Origin of the sequence: Lactobacillus sp. B4007, from assembly GCF_026535895.1 — a bacterium.
Lineage (GTDB): Bacteria > Bacillota > Bacilli > Lactobacillales > Lactobacillaceae > Lactobacillus > Lactobacillus panisapium.
In genome coordinates this window covers 31,578-55,935 of sequence record NZ_JAFNPA010000003.1, presented here as the reverse complement: position 1 = coordinate 55,935, position 24,358 = coordinate 31,578, and the positions used below count along the sequence as shown (strand labels likewise).

Here is a 24,358-nt window from a genome sequence, read left to right as displayed (position 1 = left end):
CATAATACTGTTTTTATTCAGATTTGCTATACATTTTGGCCAATTAACTTCAATTCAAAAGCCAAATTTTAAATTTAGAACCCGTTTTTTGGCTAATAAAAAGCATTGAAAACTTAATTTCAATGCTCTAACTCGCTATTTATTGAATAAAATTCTGACGCTCTAACAAATATGGCGTACTGGTTCCTAACAACTGATCGCCTTTTTCTTGTTTTGGTGTGCAATTCAACACGTTACTATGAGCTTTTTGCAAAATTGCAGTCGCTTCTTTTACCTCGGCAATTGTGGCCTTTTCAGATTTTAAGGTATTTTGTGCTAATTGCAACGCATAACCAAATCTAAAACCACAAAGGGTAAAATTATTGTCTTTTTGGTATGGTGTAATCAATTCTTGATCAACTAAAGTCTGTAATTTTTGTTTATCTTCTTTAGTAGCAATTTTAGCATCCGCTTGCGCTTGTTCTGGAGTATTATTTGGTTTCAAGTATGGGCCTGAAATGTAATTTGTTCCCTCAACCTTAACATAAGTTAAACTTGGCGTAGCTGCTGGCTGATAATTTGCTAGCGAATAAAAACGTGGTTTAGCCCATGAATCTTTTAACAGGTAAAATAATTCAGCCTTCTTTTCACTAGAATTCCATAAATAAGTAAGTTTTTCAACTGGATACATGTCACCAGTGTTAAAAGTCGAATTTGCACTTTCAGTCGGAAGTGCTGTTGCGGTGATGTCATAAGTCCCAGCCGTTTTTAAAAAGCAGACATATGTAGCTTGCGTATACAGTTTCAAATTCTGCCGGGGGGTTACAGCCAAATCTTTCTTAGGAATAAAAGCTTCGATCGTTCCGCTAATTCTGTAATTAACTACAGGCTTAGAATCGGTCGTTAATGCAGCAATACTGTCTACTCGATAAGTTTTTCCGGGCTTGATAACCGTCTTATCTTTACCAATTCCTGCTGTATAAGGTTTTACCTTTTTAGCGATTTTGACCTTTGCCTCATGAGTATAAAGTGGCTTATTGTTAACTTGACCAACATTTACTGCCTTAACAAAGCCGCCTGAACCCAAGCTGTAAAAGTATTCTCCACCAATTTTATGGTAAGGCAACCATGATTGATGATAATTATCATCATTTAAAAGATAAAACTGTTTGTCATTATGCTCAATCGGTTCGATTTTACCGACGAAAGGTACACTTAAGCCCTTTTTTAAATGCGCCTTTTGCTTGCTTCCTTGAAACTTGCTTAAACGCTTACCGTGTTTATTATAAACATAGGCGTTATGTGCTAGTGTTATTTCATTAGTTTCTTCGGTTGCCTCGATTGGCTGGGCACCCAAACTTAAATTAGCTACCAAGCCAAGAGCAAACATACTGACTACTGAACCAATTGCTGCTTTTTGCTTTAATTTCATATAATATCTCTACCTGTTTTAGATTTTAGTATTAATTTTATAACAAAATCGAAATTAATAAAGAAAAAACTCACATAAAATTAAAAGCGAATAAGCGAATAAAGTATATGACTAGAAATCGAAACCATATTTTGACTAAACTATTTAAACAATAAACATTACTAGATTGACGGAACATAAAGTTATAACAACTTAAATAACAGACTGAGGGAGGGTATTTTAAAGCTATGACCAGCCAGCAACTTTGTTATGACAACATTAAACAAGAAAAATGGAGTTTACGTTAATTAAACATAAACTCCACTTAAACTATTAACAAAATTTTAGATACAATTACAGCAATTTTTCTAAAGCATCTTCATATTTCTGAATATCGCCTGCACCCATAAAAACAATAACACTATCTTGGTTTTGAGCTAAGTCAGCAATATTATCTAGATTAATAACTTCGGAACCAGGGATGTTAGCAACTAAATCATTACTGGAAATATCTCCACTTGCTTCACGAGCGGAGGCATATATCGGCGTAATGTATGCCTTATCAACACCGCCTAGAATTTCTTCAAAATCTTTTGCATATTTCTTTGTCCGGGTGAATGTATGAGGTTGAAAAACAACTACTAATCGCTTGTTAGGAAACTTTTGACGTGCTGCTTGAATTGTTGCTCGCATCTCAGTAGGATGATGAGCATAATCATCAATCACATTAATGTCACCAAAATCTTTTTCTGAAAAGCGTCTTTTGGCCCCTGTATATGACAATAACCCCTTTTTAATGTCATCTAATGGAATTTTTTCAGTGTAAGCAACAGCAATAACGGCGGTAGCATTTAAAATATTATGGTCACCAAATAGATGAATGGTGAACCTACCAATTTCCTTACCATGTGTAATAACAGTAAATTCAGCCCCCGCAGTCGTTCTGTTGACATCAACAGCCTGAAAGTCATCATTGTCCTCAAAACCATAAGTATATTTAGGGATCTTAGCTTCTAATGCCTGCAAACGCTCATTGCCTCCCCAAACAAACAAAGCCTTTTTAGTCTGATTAGCAGCAGTTTGAAAGGCTGAAGTATAGTCATCTTGGTCTTTGAAATAATCCGGGTGATCAAAATCAATGTTGGTCATAATTTGATAATCAGGATGATACGCCAAGAAGTGTCTACGATATTCATCAGCTTCATAAACAAAAAAGCGCGAATCTTTCACTCCCTTACCTTCCCCATCACCAATTAAATATGAGGTTGGAGCAGCTTCACCCATGACACGGGCAAGAATACCAGTTGTAGAAGTTTTCCCATGCGTTCCGGAAACACCAATACTTGTATGCATTTGAACGATTTCTTCAACAGTATCCGGATAACTTTGCCAGGCAATCTGCTTATCTTCACAAGCTTTAACCTCGACATTATCATTCTTAAAAGCATTACCTTTAACAATCACTTGACCTGAATCTTTAATGTTATCTGGCGAAAATTGTGTTACCGGTATGCCAGCTTTTTCTAGTGGTACCTGCGTAAAAGTATATTTTGCAATATCACTACCAGCTACATCATAACCTAAATCCTTAAGCAATAAGGCTAATGAAGCCATTCCGGTACCTTTAATTCCGATAAACCAAATTTGTTTATTTTTATCTAACATTTTCTAAGCTCCAAAATTCTATTTAACATCGTTTCTTATTTTACCATTACTACAATAAAAAGAGCTTAAACTCCCGAAAAACTGCCGGAAAAATTTTGACAGTTTAAGATCATAATTGTTCGCAAACGATAGTTAATTAGTACCATTGCGGTACATTAATTATACTTAGCTCTAAGTAAAACATCCGTTGTTAAATTTCAACTTTACCACCAAGACGGTAGTGGTCCAATTAGCTTTAGCACAAGCCAGTTAACTTGGAAATTTTTTTAACTATTACTACCACTAACTTTTTTCAAGCAAAAAAGGCCCCACATTGATGGAGTCTTTTTACTTTATAAACTAATTTTGCCGCTGGCAAGCAATTCATCACATTTCTCAGCGTCAAATGCATCCCCAACGGAGAAATCATCAGGTACAACCATGATGCCACGCTTTTGTGGTGCATGTTCTAAGCCTAATTCACGAGCAGAACAAATCATGCCATATGAATCAACTGACCGTAAATTACCTGGCCAAATCATCTGACCATTTGGCATTAATGTCCCTGGAAGGGCCACAACTACTTTTTGCCCTTGAGCAATATTGGGCGCACCACAAACTATTTGATGCTCCTCACCATTACCAACATCGATGGTTGTAACATGCAGGTGATCAGAATCAGGATGTTTTTCACAAGTTTTCACATAGCCGTAAACTAGTGTCGGCTTACCATAAGCAAGCTTATCATCAAAACCTGCATCGGCAAGTTTTTGATTTAAAGCAGCTAAATCCTTTTCAGAAAGTTTAACCTCACCATTTGGTAACTTGTCATAATCAATTACTTGGTCAACGTTAAAGAAATTGTAGCCTGTGACATTACCTTTTTCGTCAGTAATACGCGTAATATCTTCTTTTTCTTCGTATTCACTTTTACCTTGGCCTTGACCTAAAATCACAATCAAGGTATTAGGATAACTTTGTTTATTAATACTAGTAATCATTTACAATAATCCTCTTTCACTTAGTCAAGTGACCGCAAAAAGTCTTCGACTTCTTCCTTGGTTTTGCGATCCTTATTAACTAGTCTACCAATTTCTTGACCATCTTGGTAGACAACAAAAGAAGGAATTCCCATAATATTTAACTCTTTAGCGACATCTACTGCGCCATCACGGTCAATTTGATAAAATTTGCTATCAGCAAAATCACTTTCAATTTCCGGCATTAATGGGTCTAAAAAGCGGCAATCTGGGCACCAATCAGCTGAAAACTCAAGAACTACTCGACCAGTTTTGGTAATTTCAGCTAATTTTGCATCATCAAATTTTTTTATTTGTTCCATTTGTAAACCTCTCAATTCAAATCGCTTCTCAACTATTTTACTCCAAAGTCTGCATGGAGGGCATAAATTGGATTACCCTTAGCTGCAAATTTATGTTCATATTCAGTTTCAATATTTCGCGTCACAATTTCTTCATTTTCATGATGTAAATCAACGGAGACAAAGTCAAAGTGCATGCCAAAATTGTTCATGCTCAAAACAGAATAAGCATAAAGACCAGCATTATCTGTTTTAAATTCTAAATGGCCGTGTGGCGCCAAAATTGCTTGGTATTTTGCCAAAAAAGTCTTATAAGTTAAGCGCCGCTTTTCATGACGACTCTTTGGCCATGGATCACTAAAATTTAAGTAAATCGTTTCGGCGCTATGCGGGCTAAAAAATGAATCTAAATTAGCTGCATCAGCGCAAAGAATCTGTAAGTTATCGAGCTTCTTTTCCAGTTTTGTTCGTAAAATAATTCCTGCCGCCGTGATTTGCAATTCCACAGCAACAAAGTTCTTTTCAGGATGTTGTTCAGCCAGTGTTGTAATAAAGCGCCCTTTACCTGAGCCAACTTCAATTTCAAGCGGCCTAGAAATATCTGTAAATCTTTTTGACCAGTCGATTTTACTTGCCGGATCTGGTCGATCTAAGACGCTTTCTGGGTGTTCACCGACCAATTTAACAGCCCAAGGCTTATTTCGTAACCTCATTAATTATATCTTCCTTTTCTTGATTTTTGCGGGTAAATAAATCTGTCCGATTAGTAAGCTAAAGATGAGCAAGGCAACGCACGCTTCTAATAGGTTTAAATTAATTGGCAGCAATAGCAACCAAAACAGACTAATGATTAACCATTGTAAAACTAAAGCTAGTGCCAAAACGATTACTAAGTCTTTCCCACGATTATTTCGCTGTATTGGATATATCCGATACATAATATTATTATCAAATTCATTGGCCATTGGCAGCAATTGGTAAACCGTCAAGAAGATTACTAAGCATGACAGTCCAAGCGCCCATAACCAATTTTGCACAAGCCAGGAGACTAAAACGGCAAAAGCAGTCATCCGCACCAATAAGCTGATATTTTCGGGATTTCGTAGAAGCGATCTCCGATACAAAAAACGGTTAGGATTTTCACGTGCAAGTGATTTAGGCAATAAAAAGTCCAAGTACTTACGCCGCTTGATTGTCACTCTTTTTTCTTTTACATCGGTAAACATGCTAAAAGCACTGTAAACCCTGCTTTTGCGTTTTTGCTCTAATTCAACCGCATATTGCCAATCAAAAAGTGCATCATGACGCGGTTTAAAAATCAGTAGCCCGACACAAATTACCAATAAAAAGAGTACGACATAAAAAATTTTGACCGAAGTCAGACCTAAAATAAAAGCTAATAATAGCACTAGATTGACAGCTAGTAAGGATATTTTGCGATTAAAGAACAGATTATGCTCCATTATTTTCAACTGTAAAATTTTAGCAATAAAAACACCAAAAACAGCTAGAATGTATTCTAACGGTGCTATCTTTGCCTTAATAGTCGCAAATGGAAACAAAATTCCAGCCAGCAAAATAAGAATAATCCCAGGTACAACCAAACTATAATTAAACATTGGCTTTAAATAGTCATCTATCTGCTCATCTTGCGGCAGTAAAAACTGTAAATCAGCCGGTTTCAGCATCGTAACCAGTTTTCCAACCAATAGTGGCAGCCATAAAATTGCCCCAACCAAAGGACGATAAAACCAGCGCTGGCTTGGCATTGCTTTCATTGCCTGCGCATACCAAAACATTATGGCACCGAACAAAAAGATTAATGCCAAAATAAAAAAGTCATTAAATACTAAAACCAGATATTTGAGTGATTGTTGTAAATTGGATTGCAGTCTTTTTTGAGCTAATTTACGCATGTCTTTGCTCCTCATTCAAGATTTGGTAGATCTTGTCAAAGGAATCGGATTCATTCAAGCCATAATGCTTTCTAATGTCTGTTAAACTTCCAATTACCTCAATCTTGCCATTGTTCAAGACAGCATAGTTAGAAATTGCTTGTTCGGCGTCTGCCAATATATGCGTTGACATTAGTATCATCTTTTTCTGCGCCACCGCTTTTTTAATTAAATCAATCAGGTTGCTAACAGCAAGTGGGTCAAGGCCAGTAAAAGGCTCATCAATTACCAGCAAATCAGTATCTGCCAAAAAAGCAGTCACAATCATCACTTTTTGTTTCATTCCCTTTGAAAAATAGATTGGCATCCAATCTAGCTTATCATCAAGCCTAAACATTTTTAGCAGTTCATTGGCCCGCTTCCAAGCTTTCTTTTCATCTAATTGATAACTCATCATGGTGAGTTCTAAATGTTCTTTCAAAGTTAATTCTTCATACAAAACCGGAACTTCCGGAATGTATGCAATTTGCCGTTTAAATTCAGTCGGCTGTTTAATCAATTCAACCGAATTTAATACAATTTTGCCTTTTTGTGGTCTTAGTAAACCAAGAATGTGCTTAATTGTAGTTGATTTGCCCGCACCATTTAGGCCGATAATTCCTAATGCTTCACCTGGCTGAATTTCTAAATTAATATCTTTAATGACTGGTATACCAGTATATCCACCAGTCAAATGCTCTATTTTGAGAACCATATTTCCTATCTTTCTTTTAATGAATTTCCTCATTTAATATGATAGCATGATATTAATGGAAACTACATTTCAAAGTTAAGAGGTTTAAAGATGGCTGAATTAGATAAAGATTGTTTATTCTGTAAAATTATTCGTGGTGAAGTTCCTAGCTACACTATTTTTGAAAATGATGATGTCAAGGCATTCTTAGATTTGTCGCAAGTAAACCCTGGTCATACTTTGATGGTCCCAAAAAAGCACATTGCTAACTTTTTTGATTACACAGCTGACGATGCGCAGAGATTCTTAAAATATATTCCTGCGATTGCTAATGCAATCAAAAATTATGACCCTAAAATTACAGGGATGAATATTAGCACCAATAATGGCGCTAGCGCAAATCAGGTGGTAATGCATTCACATATTCATTTTGTTCCTCGTTTCGAAGGTGATGGTCTAAAAATCGTTACCAGAAACAACGAAGCAAACTATACTGAAGCAGATTACCAAAAAATTGCAGAGCAAATTAAGGCCCAGTTTTAAGGAGAAATTATGAAGAAATTTAGTCTTGGACTAGCAGTCGGTGCCGGATTTGGCATGGTTTTATCATTATTTAGAGACAAAAACGGTCGACGTCTTGGTCAACCAATTCAAGATCAATTTCAGGGTACAAAGGAAGATATCAGCGATTTAACGAACGCAATTGGGAGCTTGCAAGAAGCTCGCCAAGAACTAAATGCCTCGTTACCTCCTGTTAAAAAGAATCTTACTGAATTGGAAAAAGATATTCAATATTATCAAATGAGCATTTCGCGGATAATCGCCCAATTGCAGAAACAGACACAAAAAATTAGTGAAGATATTACACAAAATCTGCCAAAGAAATCGGAATAATGCTAAAAAATTATAAAGAAAGTTTGTTTTTTTAGTGAAAACGATAAAATTAAAAACTAGAGCTGCCAGTTTATGTTATATTAATTGACGGTGACTTAATTTATTAAGGATGTGGAGAATTACTTTATGAAAAAATATTTTAAGAAAATTGCTGCAGTAGCCGCTGTAGCCGGAATTGCTTTATCAACTGCTGCTTGTTCTAATGATGGCAAGACAGTTGCCTCCTACAAGGGTGGTAAAATTACCCAAAAAGACTACTACGATGAAATGAAGAAATCGCAAGCTGGTCAAACCGCTCTTGCTAACATGATTATTAACCATGTTTTGGAACAACAATATGGTAATAAAGTTTCCAAGAGTGAAGTTAACAAGCAATTTGATAATTACAAAAAGCAATATGGTTCCCAATTTAACGCTGTATTGCAACAAAACGGTATGACTGTTTCAGGCTTTAAGCAAAACCTTAAGACTAACTTACTTAGTGAGGCAGCTTTAAAAGACGTTAAGAAGATTTCTAAGAGTCAAGAAGACAAGGCTTGGAAATCATATCAACCAAAAGTTACCGTTCAACATATTTTAGTTGCCAAGAAATCACAAGCTGAGGATATCATTAAGCAATTAAAAGATGGTAAGAGCTTCAAGAGCTTAGTTAAAAAATACTCACTTGATACTGGTACTAAATCCAACGAAGGAAAATTACCTGCCTTTGATTCAACCGATTCAACTTTAGACCCAGCATTTAAGAATGCGGCATTCAAGTTAAAGACCGGTGAAACCACCAGCAGCCCAGTTAAATCACAATCTGGTTACCATGTAATTAGAATGATTAAACACCCTGGTAAAGGCACATTTGCTTCACACAAGAAGGAAATTGATGATCAGATTTACCGTTCAATGTCACAAGATCAAGAAACAATGCGTAGCGTAATTTCGACTGTATTGAAAAAAGCCGATGTTAATATTAAAGATAACGATCTTAAGAACGTCTTATCTTCATACATTTCTACTTCAGATGCAAAGAAATAAGCTTAGTTTAATCGCAAATAAAAAAGAAGTTCATTTGAACTTCTTTTTTTTACTCTAATTTTCTAGCTTTAGTTAACGGTTCATCCTTTTTTGGCCGATAAAATTTCCTGCCACCTTGGCTCATAATATTATCAGTAAAATTACCCGGCCGCGTATTTTGCAAGGCGTTGGTAATTGCATAAACAGCAGCATCCAAATCATCTATGCGGTGTAACAATTCGGCTTCCAATAACGCTGGTAATTTAGGTGAGCCATACTCAAATTTACCATGGTGCGATAAGACCATGTGCCGTAACAACAAAATATCCTCGGCTTCTAAATCGAAATTAAGTTCCTTAGCCGCCAGCATAATTTGTTCATCTATTAATACTAAATGCCCAACCAAATTGCCTTCAGTGGTATATTGCGTTGCGGCTGGGCCAGTTAATTCAAGAACTTTACCCATGTCATGCAAAATACAGCCAGCATATAAAAGCGACCTGTCTACCTGCGGATAGTTGTCGGCAATTGCCTTAGCATCCCGCAGCATTGACAGCGTATGATAGGCTAAGCCGCCTCTAACCGCATGATGATTGCTTTTTCCAGCGGGATAATCATAGAAACGCTCACCCCATTTTTTCAGTAAAAAACGAACTATGCGATTCCATGTCGGATTTAAGATTTCAAATACATACTGATTAATTTCCTCTTTCATGACAGAAATTTTTTCAGGTGCCGACTTAATAAATTGCTTAAGATCATAGCCTTCTTCAGGACCAACAACTCGTAAACTATAAATCTTGATCTGTGGTTGTCCTTGGTATTCCTCACGTTTGCCATCTAATTCAACAATGGTGCCAGCACTAAAAGTCGCAGCATCCTGATTATTGGCATCCCAAAAGTTACCACGAATTTCACCTGACGAATCGCCAAAAGACATTGCTAAATATAGCTTGCCCTTTTTCGTATGTCGCAGTTGTGAATTTTTAATTAATACAACTGCCTCCAATTCTTCACCATCATTATAATCCAGCAAACGTTTATACATTCTCGGTTCCTTTCCTAAAAGTTAGTGGCTGAATATGCAATTTTTCAACTAAAGTGGATTGCGCAGTAAAAATCAACACCTGAGTGTTTTGCGCTACTTGATCCAATAGTTGCTTAATCTGGTCAACTCGTTGATCATCAAAATTGACAAAGGAATCATCAATTAAAATTGGTAAGTTGATTTGATCTTTTATTTGCTGAACAAATGCTAGTTTTAATGCAAAGTACAGTTGTTCAGAAGTACCACGAGACAAATACTGTACCTTGATCTTCTTGCCATCATAACGAGTAACTGTTAGTTTCTTGTCAATTTCAATACTATTATACCGATTATTTGTTAATAGTCGCAAATATTCTTTTGCCAGTACTAACATTTTAGGAAAGCGTTCATTTGAAGCTAAATCTAGTGCCCGCGCAATCCATTTTGATACGGCTAAATCTGCTAAATATTCAGTACTTAAGTTCTGAAACTTAGTTTTTAGGTTAGCTAAATCTTGCTTAGCTGAAAAGACAGCGTTTGAATTAGCTAGGTTGGTCATCTTAACACTCAACTCAGCCTTTGTCGCTTGTAATTGGCGGATCTTTTCTTGCTGATTGGCAATTTGCTGTAATAAATCTTGAAGCTTGGATTGCAAAGCAGTATCTTGCTGAATTAATTTTAACTCAGCCATATCTTGCTTAAGATTTGTCGCTAAAACATTAATTTCAGCCTGGAGTTGTTCCTGCTTTAATTTAGCTGATTTAAGCGCCGTATAGCCCGCCATGTCAGTTACATTAGCAGCAGCAAAAAGTGCATTTAATTTTAAATCGAGCTCCTTAATACGAGAATCATTATCAGCAATTGTACTTTGCAAACTAGCTTTTTCTTCGCTACTCTGACGGGCAAGATTTTCCTGCGTTTCTAACTGGTCTAAAGCGATAAGAATACTCTCAAAGTCTGGCTGGACTTCTTGGTGAAGAAGTTGACTAATCTTATCAGCAAGTTTGCTAGACTGTAAAAGTAAATCTTCTTCTTGACTTTCAACTGCTTTTTCTTTTTGAATTTGTAATTGATATTGCCGCCACGCGTTAAGCAAATTCGGTAGATCCAACTGGTCCGGTTCTAATTCATACTTACTGGTAAAAGCGGCCCGCTGTTTTTGAGCTAAATCTTTTTGCTCTTCCTGCTGGGCCTTGACCTCCCTAGCCTGCTTTTGTTTAGTGAAACCACACATTCCACAGACAATGCCGCCAAGTAGCGCGGCTCCACCAAAAAGCGGTGAATTGATTACCAACAGGATTAAACCAAGAATGATGATTAAGCCAGAACCAATCAGCCAATATCTTCCATCAGTTTGAGTGTTTTGCCTTGAAGAGTCATCTTTTAAAGACAAGTTTTGGTAATCTGTTTGCAACGTAACCATTTGATCTTGACTAAAATCGGCTATTTTTGCCAATGCTGGGTTAAGAGTAACTAACTGTTCTTTTTCACTGGCAATTTGCTTCTGCTTTTGTAAACAAGAGCGATATTCTGAGCGCCATTGCAAAACTTCAGGCTTTTTTTGAACCAATTCATGCTCATTTTGGAGCGAATTATCTTGACCAGCAACTTTGGCAAGTCGTTTTTGCAAATTTTCCGTCTGTTTCTGCAAATTTTGCTTTTCTATCAGCAAATTTTGCGCTTTTTGATATTGTTGTTCATCAAAGGAAACAGTTTTTACTTCTTGCTTTAACTTGGTAAGTTTTTGGTAGCTCGGCAGTAATCTTTGCAATTGTTCAGCGTGCTTTTGTTTATCTTGCAACTTGGTTAAAAGTGCTTCCTGTTCAGTTAATTGTGCTTGCTGATCACTGAACTGCTTTTGCAATTCTTGGTAGTCGGAAAATTCTTCCTCTGCTTCATCGACCTTGATTTTCTGCTCTTTTAACTGCTTAAGCAACTGATTAAGCGGCGGATTAGTCCCACCTTTTTTAAATAATGTACTTGCTTTTTTGGCAAAATCGTCGCGCAGATCAATCAGCTTGTCACTATTAGCAGCGCCTAAATAATAAATGCGTTCAAGCAAATCTGTCTGTCCAATAGTGCCAACTTTAGCTAACATGTCTTGATTAAAGATAAAGCTGTCCGAATAAAATTCACCGTCAATATTTTTTAACTGATCAAAAAAAATATTTTCCGGAACAACCTGTCCATTACGCTTAACAGTTAGCGTACCAACTTTAGAGCCCTTGCCCGGTGCATACAGGCGTTCCAATTCAAATGTATTAGCCCGCTCATCCGTAAAAAACAATGATCCACCCATTGGGCTGACCCTTGCTAAAGGTTTATAATCTTCAAAAAAAGCAGAAGTATGCTTGGCTAGGTGAAATCCAAATAGAACTTGTTTAATAAAAGCAACAATCGTACTTTTACCAGCTTCATTAGCACCAAAAAAAACCGTGAGATTAGATTCCGGCAGTTCAAACGTAAAATCAGAGAATTGGCCAAAATTGACAACCTTAATCTTCGTTAATTTCATCGCTAATTCCTTTCAATTTACTATTCAGTTTGACCTCAGCAAGTTGTTGCACTTGCTCTTCGAAAAGCGTACTTTGGGCAAGTTCGGCCGCAAAATCATCTTTTTTAGCCCAATCATTACTGAAAGACTGAAACTCTTGCTGGTCAAAAACCTCTTTTTCAGCTTGCTTGAAATAAACCTGATCATTTTCGGCAATTTCTAGGTGACTGTTGCTGGCCAGCCGCACATCCACTAATTGTGATTCACAATCTAGTTGCTGCGAGATCATGTGCCAGAAATCACTTTCCTGGATCATTTCACGTTCTTTGGCACTCAGATACTCGGCACAAATAATTTTTAGGCAGTAATAAGTCGTTACCGAAGAAGTGAGATTATCGCAAATTAAAGTCTGCAAATCAGCTTGGGACAGTGGTTTTTGCAATTTGATAGCAACTTTTTGCCAGACAATAGGACAAGTAGGAATAAATTGAATTTTTGTTTCTTTTGTTTGCTCATTTATTTCGCCCAGATAACAGCCTTTTTCGTCTGTTTCATTGATATGACGCCCTTGCAAATTGCCGGGATAAACAATCCAAGGAGTAGTTGATAAAACTTGTCGCAAATGAATGTGCCCTAAAGCAAAGTAATCATAGTTTAACTCTTTTAGTTCGGTTAAATTAAATGGAGCATAAACATTTTGACTACTTTGGCCTGACTTTTCTTGTGCGTGCATTAAGCCAAAAGTATAATGTCTGCCTTTAGCTGGAAATTCACTAATCTTATTGGTAGTGATGTGATTTTTTAAGTAAGAAAAACCCGTGATCTCGTACTCAAAGCCATTAGCTGTTTGATAACTGACGGTTTCAACCGTTTCGCCATCACCTAATAATTTAAAATAGGGGCTTGCTGAAATTAATAAGTCTTCTTTTTTCATATGATCATGGTTTCCAAAAATCATGACCACTTGAATCTTGGCATCGGTTAGCCTAGCAATTTGTTGTGCAAAAAAGATTTGACTACTGGGATTAGGTCGAGCACTATCAAACGTATCCCCTGCGATCAACACAAGATCAACATTTTCTTGCAAGGCCAAATCAACGACTTTTGTTAATGACTGGTTAGGAGCGTCATGAATGGATGAAGAACTCCTAGATGGCAAAAAAGATAGCCCCAAAAAAGGACTATCTAAGTGCGCATCAGCAAAATGAATAAATTTCATTGTTGTATCTAGTTTCTAAGACCCTTGTATAGATCATTAATTGGTTGGGTAATTACTTTTTGAACTTCTTCAACTGTATTATAAAGGCCTTGTTCTGCCTCTAACAGCTTCAAAATTTGGGGATCTTTTTGAACTTGTTCATTTAAGTTCTTATATTCTTCCTGCATTTCTTGTGTCAATTCTTGACCTTGTGATTGAACGTTCATAATTGTATTTTGCATCTTGTCCATCTTCTTAAACAAATCTGAACTTTCTGCATTATTTTTAACTCCGTCAATTGCAACTTGTAAAGTCTTAAATTCATCAATTTCTTGCAAATCAGAAGCTAATTGATTGGTTGCGTCATAAATATTTACCATGATTAAATCCTCCTAATTATCGGTCAAAAAGACCCTTCAAATCATTATACCATTCATTAAGCTTTTCTCCCGCAGATCCTAAACCTTTTTGTATTTTTTCATTCAAGCCATTAGTCCAATCCGAATTAGAACCGTTGTTTTGAATAATTTGTTTAGGAGCCTGCTCAGTAAATTGATTTTGTGCAGTATAAGGAAGAATCCCTTCCATTTCTGCTTTGTATAATCTGGTAATCTCCGTTTCAGATACACCATGCATAAAGTGCTGTTTATTAGTGCGATCATAGCCAACCCAAGTAGCAACGACTACATCAGGCGTATAACCTACAATCCACTGGTCTTTGGTACCAAACCCATATGAATTTGGTACTTCCGTTGAGCCCGTCTTACCAGCAACGCGGTAACCGGCTGGTTGAGCCGATGTACCTGTACCACCAGCAAAAACGCCTAAAAGCATTGTGGTCATTTCTTTTGCTGTGCTTTCTGAAATAATCCGGTGTTTTCCAATATCGTGATTTTCGCCAATTACGTTGCCGCTAGCATCGGTAATTTTAGTAATGAAGTAGGAATTATTGGGAAGATTTCCCTTATTGGCAAAAGCAGAATATGCTCGCGCCATTTGCATAGGAGAAACTCCAGTTGATAACCCCCCTAGGGCCAAAGCAAGGTTTTGATCCTCTTTGGCTACTTTAATACCGAAATTATTGGCCGATTGGACACCCTTAGACACACCAATCCGGTCAAGTAACCAAACGGCTGGCACGTTTTTACTTTGTGCTAATGCCACATACATTGGGATCTTATTAGAATAACCGTTATCAACGTTATGCGGCTGATAGCCATTTTTACCAAAGCGCTGCAGTTTATTCGACAGCTGTGAATCATAATGATAGCCCTGCTGGAGAGCTGGTGCATAAGACACAATTGGTTTAATTGATGAGCCCGGCTGCCGTTTCATTTGGGTTGCACGATTATAACCGCGAAAGACGTGCTTTCCTCGTCCACCAATGACGGCACGAACAGCTCCAGTACTTGGATCCATCACCACACTGGCTCCTTGAGTCTTTGTTCCGTCAGAAGACCCCTGCGGAAATAGCCAGTCTTGAGCAAATTTTTCCTGAAGTTGCTGCTGATAATTTTGGTTTAACGTCGTATAAATACGAAGCCCCTTATTCATCACGTCTTCTTCTTTTAGACCGTAGCGATTAATCGCCTCATCGACCACAGCATCAAAAAAGTAGGGATAACGATAACCATCCTGATTATGATAGGTATCACGCAAAGTTAAACTTTGTCTTTGAGCTATTTGTGCTTGCTGTTTGGTTAGCTTATCATTCGAAACCATCAAGTCCAAAACCAAATTACGTCTTGAAAGCGAATAATTCAGATGATCGATTGGATTATATTTACTTGGATTCCGCAAAATTCCAGCTAAACAAGCTCCTTCGCCCACCGTTAACTGGCTAGCATCTTTACCAAAATATTTCCTGCTGGCATCCTGCACGCCCCAAACACCGTTACCAAAGTAAGCCTTGTTCAGATACATAGTTAAAATATCTTTTTTGGAGTAAACGTGCGTAATCTCAATCGCAAAAAATAGTTCTTCTACTTTACGTGAGATAGTTTGACGCTGTGTTAATAAAGCATTTTTGGCTAATTGCTGCGTTAAAGTTGAACCACCACCAGAAATTTGTCCTCGATGAATCACTAACCCTAAAGCTGCTCTAGCCATCCCCTTAATACTAAAGCCAGGATTAGTCCAAAAAGTTCGATCTTCAGTTGAAATTACGGCATTTTTGACGTTAGGTGAAATTTTATTGTATTCAACAAAAGTCCCCTTTTGCGAGTATAAAGAACCCGCCTTTTGATTTTTATGATCATAAATAGCCGTGGTTGTCGACAGGGATGCTTTTAAATTTGAGATGTTTGAAGTTTTTACTTTGACGGTATAATAAGTACAAACCAAAAAAGTGAAGGTTAGCAGGATCAAGATAATCCAGCGCCCGATATAAAAACGGTGATCAAACCGGTGCCACAAGCCACCAAGTCCGTTTCTCTTTGGTTCATTATTTTCCATTTTATCTGCTCCTTTTAGAAACAACTAAAATTGTATCATATCAGAAAGTATTACCTTTATTTTCAAAAAGATTTAATAAATATTTATGAGCTATTATTTTACACTTAATTACCCCAAAAATCTTAAACCATGTTCTGTCAGTGACTTGTTGCGGCAGCTTTTACTTCCGCGAAAATGGCGCCATTATCTGCGAATCAACCGTAAGGTTTTAATTAACGGCCAATACCGTTATTTTAATCAGCTTGTTTATCCAGACGAAAAAATTGACCTAATTCTTGATCATGTTGAGTCTGAACAAGGGATTTATTTACCAAGTGGAAAATTTCCTGACCCAATCTACGAGGATCACGACTTGCTAATTATTAATAAGCCAGCGGGTCAAAAGACTCATCCCAATCAGGGAGAAACCAATACGGCTTTAAATGATTGTGCCACTTATTTAAAATACACTCCCTACATTGTACACCGTTTAGATATGCTAACGAGTGGATTGCTTTTAGTGGCTAAAAATCCGGCCGTTGTTCCCATTCTTAATCGTGAATTAACAACTAAAATCTTTCACAGAGAGTACTTAGCCGTCGTCAATCAAACACGTAGCTTACCAGAAAAAGGCACAATTAACTTGCCGATTGGCCATGATCCAATGGATAAACGCAAAAGAATGATTCGCTCAGATGGTCTAAAATCCTGTACCCATTATCAAGTTTTACAAAAATGCTCCGATCAGACAGCACTTGTTAAACTGTCGCTTGAAACCGGTCGAACTCATCAGATTAGAGTTCATTTAGCCGCAATTGGCTGCCCAATTGTCGGTGATCCATTATATAATCCTCAGTGCAATCCAAATGACTTTTTACACCTAACAGCATTTCAGATGTCCTTGGTAAAGCCGTTTAGTTTCAATCAAATCAAAGTCAAATTGCCAAAAGAAAAAATTATTTTACTAAACCAATAAAAAAGCCATGAGAAATAGCTCATGGCTTTTTTTGACTTTAAAACACTAGTCACTTTTTTTATTTACACTGCAGTTAACTATTCACCTTTAAAGGTGCCAGCTTCAACTTCTCGAATAAAGTCCGCCACATGCTTATAGTAAACATCAGGGTTGTCAACCATGTGGTGATGTCCCGCATTTGGGGTAGTTACTAAACGTGAATTAGGAATTTCTTTTTGCATAATTCGAGCAGTTTCTAGTGGCATGGTATCTTCTTCGCCAAAGGTCAGTAGTGTTGGCATTTTAATTTCTTTGAGATACTTTCTGAAATGCCAATCCTTTAACTTACCAGTAACGACAAACTCATTATCACCTTGAAAAGCATGGTAGACAGGTAAACCACCGATTCGTTTAATATGGTAAAGCTTGCACGGCTGACGACGATCAAGAAAGTTAATGTTCAAAATCTGAACATCTTCTTGGTAACGCTTATTGTCATAGTCATTATTTTCTTCACATTCGCGCATAAAATCAATTTCCGTTTGTGGGAAAATCTCTTGTCTACGCCGGTTAATTGAAGCGATATAGTCATCGGTGTCATCAACCATTGAAGAAATAATTGTTCCTTTAAGGTGTTGACCATATTTAACGGCGTATTCTTGCGCCAAAAGTCCACCCCAACTTTGACCAATTAAATAGCAGTTATCAAGACCAAGCTTATCTCTAACTTCATCTACTTCATCAAGGAAATATTCATAGGTCAAATACTTTGCAGCAATTTCTGGATCATCATAATCTGGTTGATCAGAGTAAAGCGAACCAAGTTGATCATACATCGTAACTTGGACATTTAATCCCTGCTTTTTTAATTGATCAGCAGCGTCTTCCCAATATTCATGGTTACCACCGGGTCCACCATGCAATGCTAACAAGTGGATGTCACCTTCGCCTTGCGTACTCGTCCACAAATGGTAGCCGTTATCTAAAGTGATAATTTTTGATCCTGTTCTCATTATTTAGTCTAGTCCCCTTCTAGTCTTTTAATAAAATTATTTTGCGTAGCCAACTTTGTACCATAATGGGTGGCCGTTGTTGCCTTCTGAAGGCTTGAGTGAATACCCCGTAAGCTTATTATTGATAGCTGTAATTTGGTAAGAATTATCGATTGGAATGACATAAGCTTCGTCATTCATGTATTGTTGCCATTCGTGGAATTTTTGTACGCGGTACTTATGGTTAAATGCCTTCTGCGAATTCATTTCTGTCAGCAATTTATTATTTTTAGCAGTTACAAAACGGGCCATGTTAAATGGAGCTGATTCACTGTAGTAAGGATGTGGCGATGGTTCAGTTGGTGTTGACCAGCCACCGATATACATATCAATGCCCTTATCATCGTTTTGCAATTTGTCGTAAAACGAGTTGTGCTCAATTAAGCGTCCCGTGGCCAGCTGAACGTTTAAGCCAACCTTGTGCCATTGTTGAATATAGTTCTGAATGATTGGTTCCTTAGTTGCATCCCCACTCATTGCGGCTACATTAATTTTCAGTGGTTTGCCATCAGGCTGTACACGCCACTTGCCCTTCTTCTTATAGCCGGCCTTGTCGAGAATTTCATTTGCTTTCTTAAGGTTATAATCAAAGCCTTTGGCACTCTTATCGTAGTAATCACCAAAGATTTCTGGAATTAAAGTTTTCACCCTAAAGGTCAAAGAATATGTATAACGTTTATTCACGGCATCAACGTTCATTGCATAACCAATAGCTTGCCGCAAAGCCTTGTTATTCATCTTAGACTTTGGATTTTCAACGTTTTTGCTGAGTTTTTTATCCCATTTACCAACTTTAAAACCAAGGTAATGGTAAGCAATTGGAATTTGTGCCACAAAGTTAACGTCCTTGGTATCTTTTACTTGAGGCCATTGAGTGTTAATCACTGGAATCACATCAAATTTATGACTCTTGATAGCCTGTGAAGCTGAATTAGGGGAAACAACAGAAACGACGATTTTATCTAATTTTGGCTTGCCACGCCAGTAATATTCATTAGGAACCCAAGTGGCTGATTGTCCACGAACCAACTTTTCCATTTTATATGGACCAAAGAACAATGGGTTCTTTCTAATTTTATCAGAAGATTTTAATTTAGCGAAAGGAACATCTTTAAGGTAGTGATAAGGTTCAACCGCTTCCCAAAGCGACCGGCTACCTGCGTTAGACATACTTGGACTTAATTCCGTGAAATGAAGAACTAATTTACGACCATTTTCGCCATCAGGCATTTCAATACCAGAAATCGTTTTTGCCTTGCCTTCGTGATATTCTTTCAGACCTTTTAAAACTTCAAACTGGCTACTATATCGAGGACAAGCCGTATCCTTGTTTGCTAAGATTTCATAAGCATATTCATAATCTTTAGCTACGACTTGTTTACCGTCGGACCATTTAACACCTTTTTTAATATTAATGGTAATGGTTTTGTTCTTTTGATCCAATCTGCGTGTTGCTGCACCCTTATCAGTAACTTTGAAATGATCATCACTATCAAACAAAGTCTCTTGACCAGGAGAAGCCACCATTGAATCAACATCCTCAGAAGATAATTCCTGCGAAAAAATACCTGAAAATGGTGTATCTGTTTCGACTGCAATCTTAACCGTTCCACCTTGTTTGACTGCTTTTTTCGGAGTCTCAATTGGGAATTTAGAAACATTTTTAGTTTCGTCATTATTAGCATTATTCTTCTTACCACAACCAACTAAAGCAATTGCAGAAAGACTTAAAACACCAATTGAAGTTAACAACTTATTCTTTTTCATATCTTTTCTCATTTCCGTATAAATTAATTTTATTATGTTAATAAATATATCATACTAGTCAAATAAATACATCATAATTATGAAAAGAATATTTAATTTTGTCCCTAAAAAGAGTAAAATGGACTATAAAAGACTGTAATTTTACTATCCGCTTATGTTGGATTAGTAATTTACAAAAGGAGTAGTAATGGATAAACAAAAAATAAATGACTTTGCTGAAAAAGTAAGAGATACATTCAATTTGCCAAGTTTAGGCTTTGGAATCTATCACAAAAATGAGAGCTATAGCCATGTTTACGGCGATGCGAACGAAGATAGCTTGTATCCTTTAGCCTCAATTTCTAAATCCTTTTTGGCAACGGCAATTTGTCAATTAGCTGATGAAGGTAGAATCAGCCTAGATGATCCTTTAAAAAAATATTGGCCTGACTTTCAACTCGTTGATAAATATGCTCAAGATCATTTAACCTTTAGAGATGCACTAAGTCACCAAAGCGGACTACCTGCTCACGATTTAATGCGTTTTACTAACATGAATAAGCATGATCTAACTTTAAAAGAAAAAGCTGAACATGTCGGCTACTTAGAGCCTAACCACGAATTACGGGTTAAGATGCAATATAGTAATCTGGTTTATGCCGTGGCAACCTACGTAATGGAACAAGCAATCGGTCAGGATTACGGCTCATACGAACGTGAACACCTACTTAAGCCACTTCACATGAATAATACTTTCATTAATCATCATGAAGCGCCACGTGACAGAATTCCTAAGCCTTATATTAGAGATAATGATGTAACGCAAGAAGTTCCATTTATTGCACCTGGCAAGGTTGGCGGAGCCAGCAGCATGTTAGCAACAATTGCCGACTTGCTTACTTGGGGTGAATTCCAGCTAAAAACCCAAAAATCAACTTCAACTGAGGTTACTGCTCAACGTTATCAGCCACAATCAATCATGCCTCCTAGCCGAGCATACGGTGGTGCTAACTTCGGTGCTTATGGTTTAGGAATGATGATGGAAGACTACCGTGGTCACAAGTACTTTTATCACAGTGGTTCGTATATTGGATATTGTTCTTTCCTAGGCTTCGTTCCTGATCTTGACTTGGCATTTGTTGTGACTACCAACATGGATTCTACCGATTCAATTTTCGCTTTGGCTTATCAAACAATTGACGAGGCCTTAGGAATTCATGACACAGACTGGGCCGACAAAGTAAGTAAAATTATGGCAAAGAAAAACCAGGCAAGAGAAGATAATATTGCCAAGCTTAAAGGTAATGACTGCCATGCAGTTAAAGCAAAAGCAGAATTACTTGGTGATTACGAAAATCCAGGCTATGGTTTGGTTACTCTTTGTGACGAAAATGGCGAGCTTAAAGCAACTATCGGTAAATGGAATAATCCAATACTTGAAGGTGCAAATGGCAAAATGTACATTGAAGCTCGGCTTTACCAACATGAACTGATTCCGATTGAATTAGGTACTGATAAAATTTACTTACAATCAGATCCTGCACTTAAGAAGGCAACCGAGTTTGTTAAGGTAAACTAGATTCACAAATAAAAAACAGCGTGCGACAACACGCTGTTTTTTTGTCCAAACAAGTTTAGTTAACTTATTTTTATTTATTTAACTTTACTAAGTGAATCCTTGACGGCTTCTTTAATTGCCCTACTAGTTTGCGAAGCACCGGAAACCGCATCAACATTGTACGTATTTTTCGCCACAATCTTTTTCGGTAGTTCCTTAATAGCCTTTAGACCATAATCATCACTTTCGGTCTGCTTTAAAATTCCAACGTTCTCAATGTTTCCTTCATCACTAACCGTTGTTCGCACAACAACGCCGTCACCCATGCCCTTATTACTATATCCGAGATACTGATTCTTACCTAAGGTATAGTGGTTATGGTCTTCATCACTTTCGGCTTGGAAGTCAGGATTAATTTTAGCGTCAGTAAAATTACCACTACCAGACACTGGTAAATCCTGTTTAAGGGTTGCAGCGTTCTCACCTACAATTTTTCCAGAGATCAGACAATCGGCAATATTGCCACCAGTTGTATATTTATTAACAAATGGTGAGCCTAATTCACCCGCTTCATACAGATGTGGAATTGGATTGCCATTCGGATCGACGACCTGACAATGACCGTTTCTTCGTCCACCGCCTTGCGTATTCAGCATATTTTGTCTAAGCGCAATTGCATAGTAAGGACCAGTAGAACTAAATTTGCGCAAAGTTTTTGGATTACGGTGAAAAGCATAATCTTTGCCTTACTCCGCCATAAAGTTAAATTCAGCAATCGTTTCTTCTAGTATTGCCGGATTTTTAGTAATTTTTTGAGCTAATTCTTCGATTGAATCTGCTTTAATTGCTTTATCCAAATAGCCTGGAACCTTTAAACCATCATCAGGTTCATTCTGTAATTCATCATATTTTTTCTGATCAAAAATCATATAAGGATGAGCCTGATTGAGTGGAACTACCCAATCGCCGTGATTATAAATGTGACCGTGACGGTTCATTTCGGCTTCGTTAAAGTACCTTGTACCATCATCACCAACTACAATTACACTACCAGTTGAACTTTCTTGCCAGAAGACATTAAGTGCATAAGTAGAACGGACACCTTTATTTTGTTTTAAAGACAATCCGTGGAATTGACCCAGTGATTCGAATGAGCGCATATTCCATAATTGCGCGTTTACTTCCTCAAGCATTTTAATTCCGTCACCTTGATTATATAAAGAACCAATTGGTGCAAGATATGGTGCTTGCAGGAAGGTCTGAATCATCTCTTGGTTGTTTTCAAAACCACCAACAGCTAAAACGACACCATTGTTAACTTTGATGTTGCGTAAAACATGTTTAAGTTCAATTTGAACCCCAATAACAGTTTTACTTACCCCATCTTGAATTAAGTGTTTAGCAGGAGAAGCATACCAAATATCAATTAAGTTAGAGCGGTCTAAAACTTTTTGCCGCAAAATTTTCCATAAAGCCGCATCATCTACTCCTTGATGCACTAAGTAATCATCATAAGAATCAGCATCAGGCAGTTCCGGATATTCCGTCACATAAGCGGTTGAAGGTGTACCCGCCAGCATTTTTTTCATGCTAACTGGCTCGACATCTAGGTATTTTCTGAAGTAGTCACCCATATTGGCCATTCCTTCAATTAGGTTAGTAAAGGCTGCTTGATCTGGCTTAAGAGGTGCGGCTAAATGCTCGTGGTAATTTTTTAATGCCTCATAGTCCTTGCCAGCACCAACCATCTGACCAGCATACCGGGTGTTGCCACCCTCATGGCCTTCTGGCGCACTATCAACCAATAGAACTTTAGCACCGTTATCTGCGGCAAACCGGGCAGCTGTCGCTCCTGCTCCACCAAAGCCCAGAACAGCAACGTCATATACAGCATCCCACTGAAAATCTTGATTATGACTCATGATTTTGATCTCCTTATTAATATTTTTGTTGTTTACGCTTTCATTAAACACTATAATATTAACTATGTGAAATACTTAATTATTGAAATTACTATTACAAAACAGTTATAGGATCAAGAATGAATAATCGCTTACTAATTTTTTTAGAAACACTTGAAAACAGTAGCTCTATTTCTGAAGCCGCCAAGAAGCTTTATCTTACGCAACCTTATCTGAGTCGAATCATTAAGAAATATGAACAAAAATATCATGTTTTACTCGTTAGCCGTGAGTCACATCCAATCCAGTTAACGCCTGCTGGGCAATTACTCATGAGTTATTTGCGCGAAAGTTTACAATTAGAAAATCAATTAAACCAAGAAATGAAAAGATTTACTAAAAACGAGTTTCCTACTTTAATAATGGGTATTACCCCACCTCTTGGCGAAAATTTTAATTTAACTATTTTACCGAAGCTGCTAGCTAAGTTTCCTACCTTAAAAACCGAAACATTAGAATTAAGCACGGCGGATGCCGAAAAAGCATTCAAAGACGAGCAGATTGATTTATTTGTCGGAAATGAGCTGCAACTGCCTAACGTCAAAAGCCAAAAGCTGCATCGTGATACTCAAGTCTTGGTACTAGGGAAAAATTCCAAACTATACCAACCAAATAAACAAGAAGTTCATATTTCTGGGACTAAATTACAAACGCTCAATCAGGAAAACTTTATTGTCGTTGATGGAGAAAGACGTTACCAAGAAATTATTAACACGTATTTTAGCAATAATGGTATTCAAATTTATCCCCAAATTCATGTCAGAGATTCACTAACAGCACTAAAACTAGCCGCACAAGGGTTAGGTAATATGACGACGAGTATTGCTGCAGTCAAAACTAAAAAATACCAACATATCAATTACGTTAAATTGCCTCAAGATGAGGTTAAAATCAACTTTACCGTTTCTACTTTAAAAAATGACAACTATTTAATGGCGGAAATAGCAGAAGTGATTTCTATTTTAAAACAAACATTTACGACTAAAATTTTAGTTAGCTGAAAACGAGTATTCAGATCAACAAAAATAGGTAGATTAAGTCTTAAACTACCT

22 protein-coding genes are annotated in these 24,358 nt (G+C 37.2%); 6 read left to right on the top strand and 16 right to left on the bottom strand.

The window, feature by feature from the left end:
* Positions 1-139: 139 nt before the first annotated feature.
* The 7 genes from J3U54_RS05515 to J3U54_RS05485 form a co-directional block, all read right to left on the bottom strand.
* Entirely contained in the window at positions 140-1,411 is a 1,272-nt protein-coding gene (locus J3U54_RS05515) for an SLAP domain-containing protein (RefSeq protein WP_267385385.1), read from the bottom strand.
* Between the two features lie 333 nt (positions 1,412-1,744).
* A complete protein-coding gene (murC, locus tag J3U54_RS05510) occupies positions 1,745-3,055 on the bottom strand; it encodes a UDP-N-acetylmuramate--L-alanine ligase (RefSeq protein WP_267385383.1) in 1,311 nt (436 codons plus the stop codon).
* A gap of 332 nt (positions 3,056-3,387) precedes the next feature.
* Entirely contained in the window at positions 3,388-4,035 is a 648-nt protein-coding gene (gene ytpR / locus J3U54_RS05505) for a YtpR family tRNA-binding protein (RefSeq protein ID WP_267385381.1), read from the bottom strand.
* 20 nt (positions 4,036-4,055) lie between these two features.
* The gene (locus tag J3U54_RS05500; protein WP_103751889.1) at positions 4,056-4,376 is read right to left on the bottom strand and encodes a thioredoxin family protein; all 321 of its coding nucleotides are present in this window, start codon (positions 4,374-4,376) and stop codon (positions 4,056-4,058) included.
* A gap of 32 nt (positions 4,377-4,408) precedes the next feature.
* Complete coding sequence (trmB, locus tag J3U54_RS05495) at positions 4,409-5,068, bottom strand: tRNA (guanosine(46)-N7)-methyltransferase TrmB (protein ID WP_220232139.1); 660 nt, start codon at positions 5,066-5,068, stop codon at positions 4,409-4,411.
* A 3-nt stretch (positions 5,069-5,071) separates the two neighbouring features.
* Positions 5,072-6,271, bottom strand: a complete 1,200-nt coding sequence (locus J3U54_RS05490; protein ID WP_267385380.1) for an ABC transporter permease — start codon at positions 6,269-6,271, stop codon at positions 5,072-5,074.
* Positions 6,264-7,004, bottom strand: coding sequence for an ABC transporter ATP-binding protein (locus J3U54_RS05485; protein WP_103751892.1), 741 nt, complete (start codon positions 7,002-7,004; stop codon positions 6,264-6,266). The genes J3U54_RS05490 and J3U54_RS05485 overlap by 8 nt, the downstream gene beginning before the upstream one ends.
* A gap of 90 nt (positions 7,005-7,094) precedes the next feature.
* Here J3U54_RS05485 and J3U54_RS05480 point away from each other — a divergent pair, with 90 nt between their 5' ends.
* From J3U54_RS05480 to J3U54_RS05470, 3 genes are all read left to right on the top strand, one after another.
* Positions 7,095-7,526, top strand: coding sequence for an HIT family protein (locus J3U54_RS05480; RefSeq protein WP_103751893.1), 432 nt, complete (start codon positions 7,095-7,097; stop codon positions 7,524-7,526).
* Positions 7,527-7,535: 9 nt separating this feature from the next.
* Positions 7,536-7,877: a hypothetical protein gene (locus J3U54_RS05475; RefSeq protein ID WP_103751894.1), complete on the top strand. Its 342-nt coding sequence runs from the start codon at positions 7,536-7,538 to the stop codon at positions 7,875-7,877.
* A 126-nt stretch (positions 7,878-8,003) separates the two neighbouring features.
* Positions 8,004-8,903 (top strand): peptidylprolyl isomerase PrsA, encoded by a 900-nt coding sequence (locus tag J3U54_RS05470; protein ID WP_220219939.1) that lies wholly within the window; start codon positions 8,004-8,006, stop codon positions 8,901-8,903.
* 49 nt (positions 8,904-8,952) lie between these two features.
* Here J3U54_RS05470 and J3U54_RS05465 read toward each other — a convergent pair whose 3' ends face one another.
* Genes J3U54_RS05465 through J3U54_RS05445 form a run of 5 tightly spaced genes read right to left on the bottom strand, consistent with a single transcriptional unit; the run spans position 8,953 to position 16,055 of the window.
* Positions 8,953-9,930: a 3'-5' exoribonuclease YhaM family protein gene (locus tag J3U54_RS05465; RefSeq protein ID WP_220219940.1), complete on the bottom strand. Its 978-nt coding sequence runs from the start codon at positions 9,928-9,930 to the stop codon at positions 8,953-8,955.
* On the bottom strand, positions 9,923-12,424 hold the full coding sequence (locus J3U54_RS05460; protein WP_267385378.1) for an AAA family ATPase: 2,502 nt from the start codon (positions 12,422-12,424) through the stop codon (positions 9,923-9,925). Before J3U54_RS05460 ends, J3U54_RS05465 begins: the two co-directional genes overlap by 8 nt.
* Entirely contained in the window at positions 12,405-13,622 is a 1,218-nt protein-coding gene (locus tag J3U54_RS05455) for a metallophosphoesterase family protein (protein WP_267385377.1), read from the bottom strand. The genes J3U54_RS05460 and J3U54_RS05455 overlap by 20 nt, the downstream gene beginning before the upstream one ends.
* Positions 13,623-13,630: 8 nt before the next feature.
* A complete protein-coding gene (locus J3U54_RS05450; protein WP_103751899.1) occupies positions 13,631-13,981 on the bottom strand; it encodes a YlbF family regulator in 351 nt (116 codons plus the stop codon).
* A gap of 16 nt (positions 13,982-13,997) precedes the next feature.
* Positions 13,998-16,055 (bottom strand): PBP1A family penicillin-binding protein, encoded by a 2,058-nt coding sequence (locus J3U54_RS05445; protein ID WP_220219943.1) that lies wholly within the window; start codon positions 16,053-16,055, stop codon positions 13,998-14,000.
* A gap of 85 nt (positions 16,056-16,140) precedes the next feature.
* Here J3U54_RS05445 and J3U54_RS05440 point away from each other — a divergent pair, with 85 nt between their 5' ends.
* Positions 16,141-17,010 (top strand): RluA family pseudouridine synthase, encoded by an 870-nt coding sequence (locus J3U54_RS05440; protein WP_267385376.1) that lies wholly within the window; start codon positions 16,141-16,143, stop codon positions 17,008-17,010.
* Between the two features lie 77 nt (positions 17,011-17,087).
* Here the strand turns inward: J3U54_RS05440 and J3U54_RS05435 are convergent, their stop codons facing one another.
* Positions 17,088-18,002 carry a proline-specific peptidase family protein gene (locus tag J3U54_RS05435; protein WP_103751902.1) on the bottom strand — a complete coding sequence of 305 codons (915 nt, stop codon included), beginning with the start codon at positions 18,000-18,002 and terminating at the stop codon, positions 17,088-17,090.
* 36 nt (positions 18,003-18,038) lie between these two features.
* Positions 18,039-19,808 (bottom strand): oligopeptide ABC transporter substrate-binding protein, encoded by a 1,770-nt coding sequence (locus tag J3U54_RS05430; RefSeq protein ID WP_267385375.1) that lies wholly within the window; start codon positions 19,806-19,808, stop codon positions 18,039-18,041.
* Between the two features lie 187 nt (positions 19,809-19,995).
* Here J3U54_RS05430 and J3U54_RS05425 point away from each other — a divergent pair, with 187 nt between their 5' ends.
* Positions 19,996-21,366, top strand: coding sequence for a serine hydrolase domain-containing protein (locus J3U54_RS05425; protein ID WP_103751904.1), 1,371 nt, complete (start codon positions 19,996-19,998; stop codon positions 21,364-21,366).
* Positions 21,367-21,440: 74 nt separating this feature from the next.
* Here J3U54_RS05425 and J3U54_RS09075 read toward each other — a convergent pair whose 3' ends face one another.
* Both J3U54_RS09075 and J3U54_RS09070 read right to left on the bottom strand, forming a co-directional pair.
* A complete protein-coding gene (locus J3U54_RS09075; protein ID WP_323848303.1) occupies positions 21,441-22,001 on the bottom strand; it encodes an FMN-binding protein in 561 nt (186 codons plus the stop codon).
* 90 nt (positions 22,002-22,091) lie between these two features.
* Positions 22,092-23,267 (bottom strand): FAD-binding protein, encoded by a 1,176-nt coding sequence (locus J3U54_RS09070; protein WP_323848302.1) that lies wholly within the window; start codon positions 23,265-23,267, stop codon positions 22,092-22,094.
* Between the two features lie 119 nt (positions 23,268-23,386).
* Here J3U54_RS09070 and J3U54_RS05415 point away from each other — a divergent pair, with 119 nt between their 5' ends.
* Positions 23,387-24,307 (top strand): LysR family transcriptional regulator, encoded by a 921-nt coding sequence (locus tag J3U54_RS05415; RefSeq protein WP_267385374.1) that lies wholly within the window; start codon positions 23,387-23,389, stop codon positions 24,305-24,307.
* Positions 24,308-24,358: the final 51 nt, after the last annotated feature.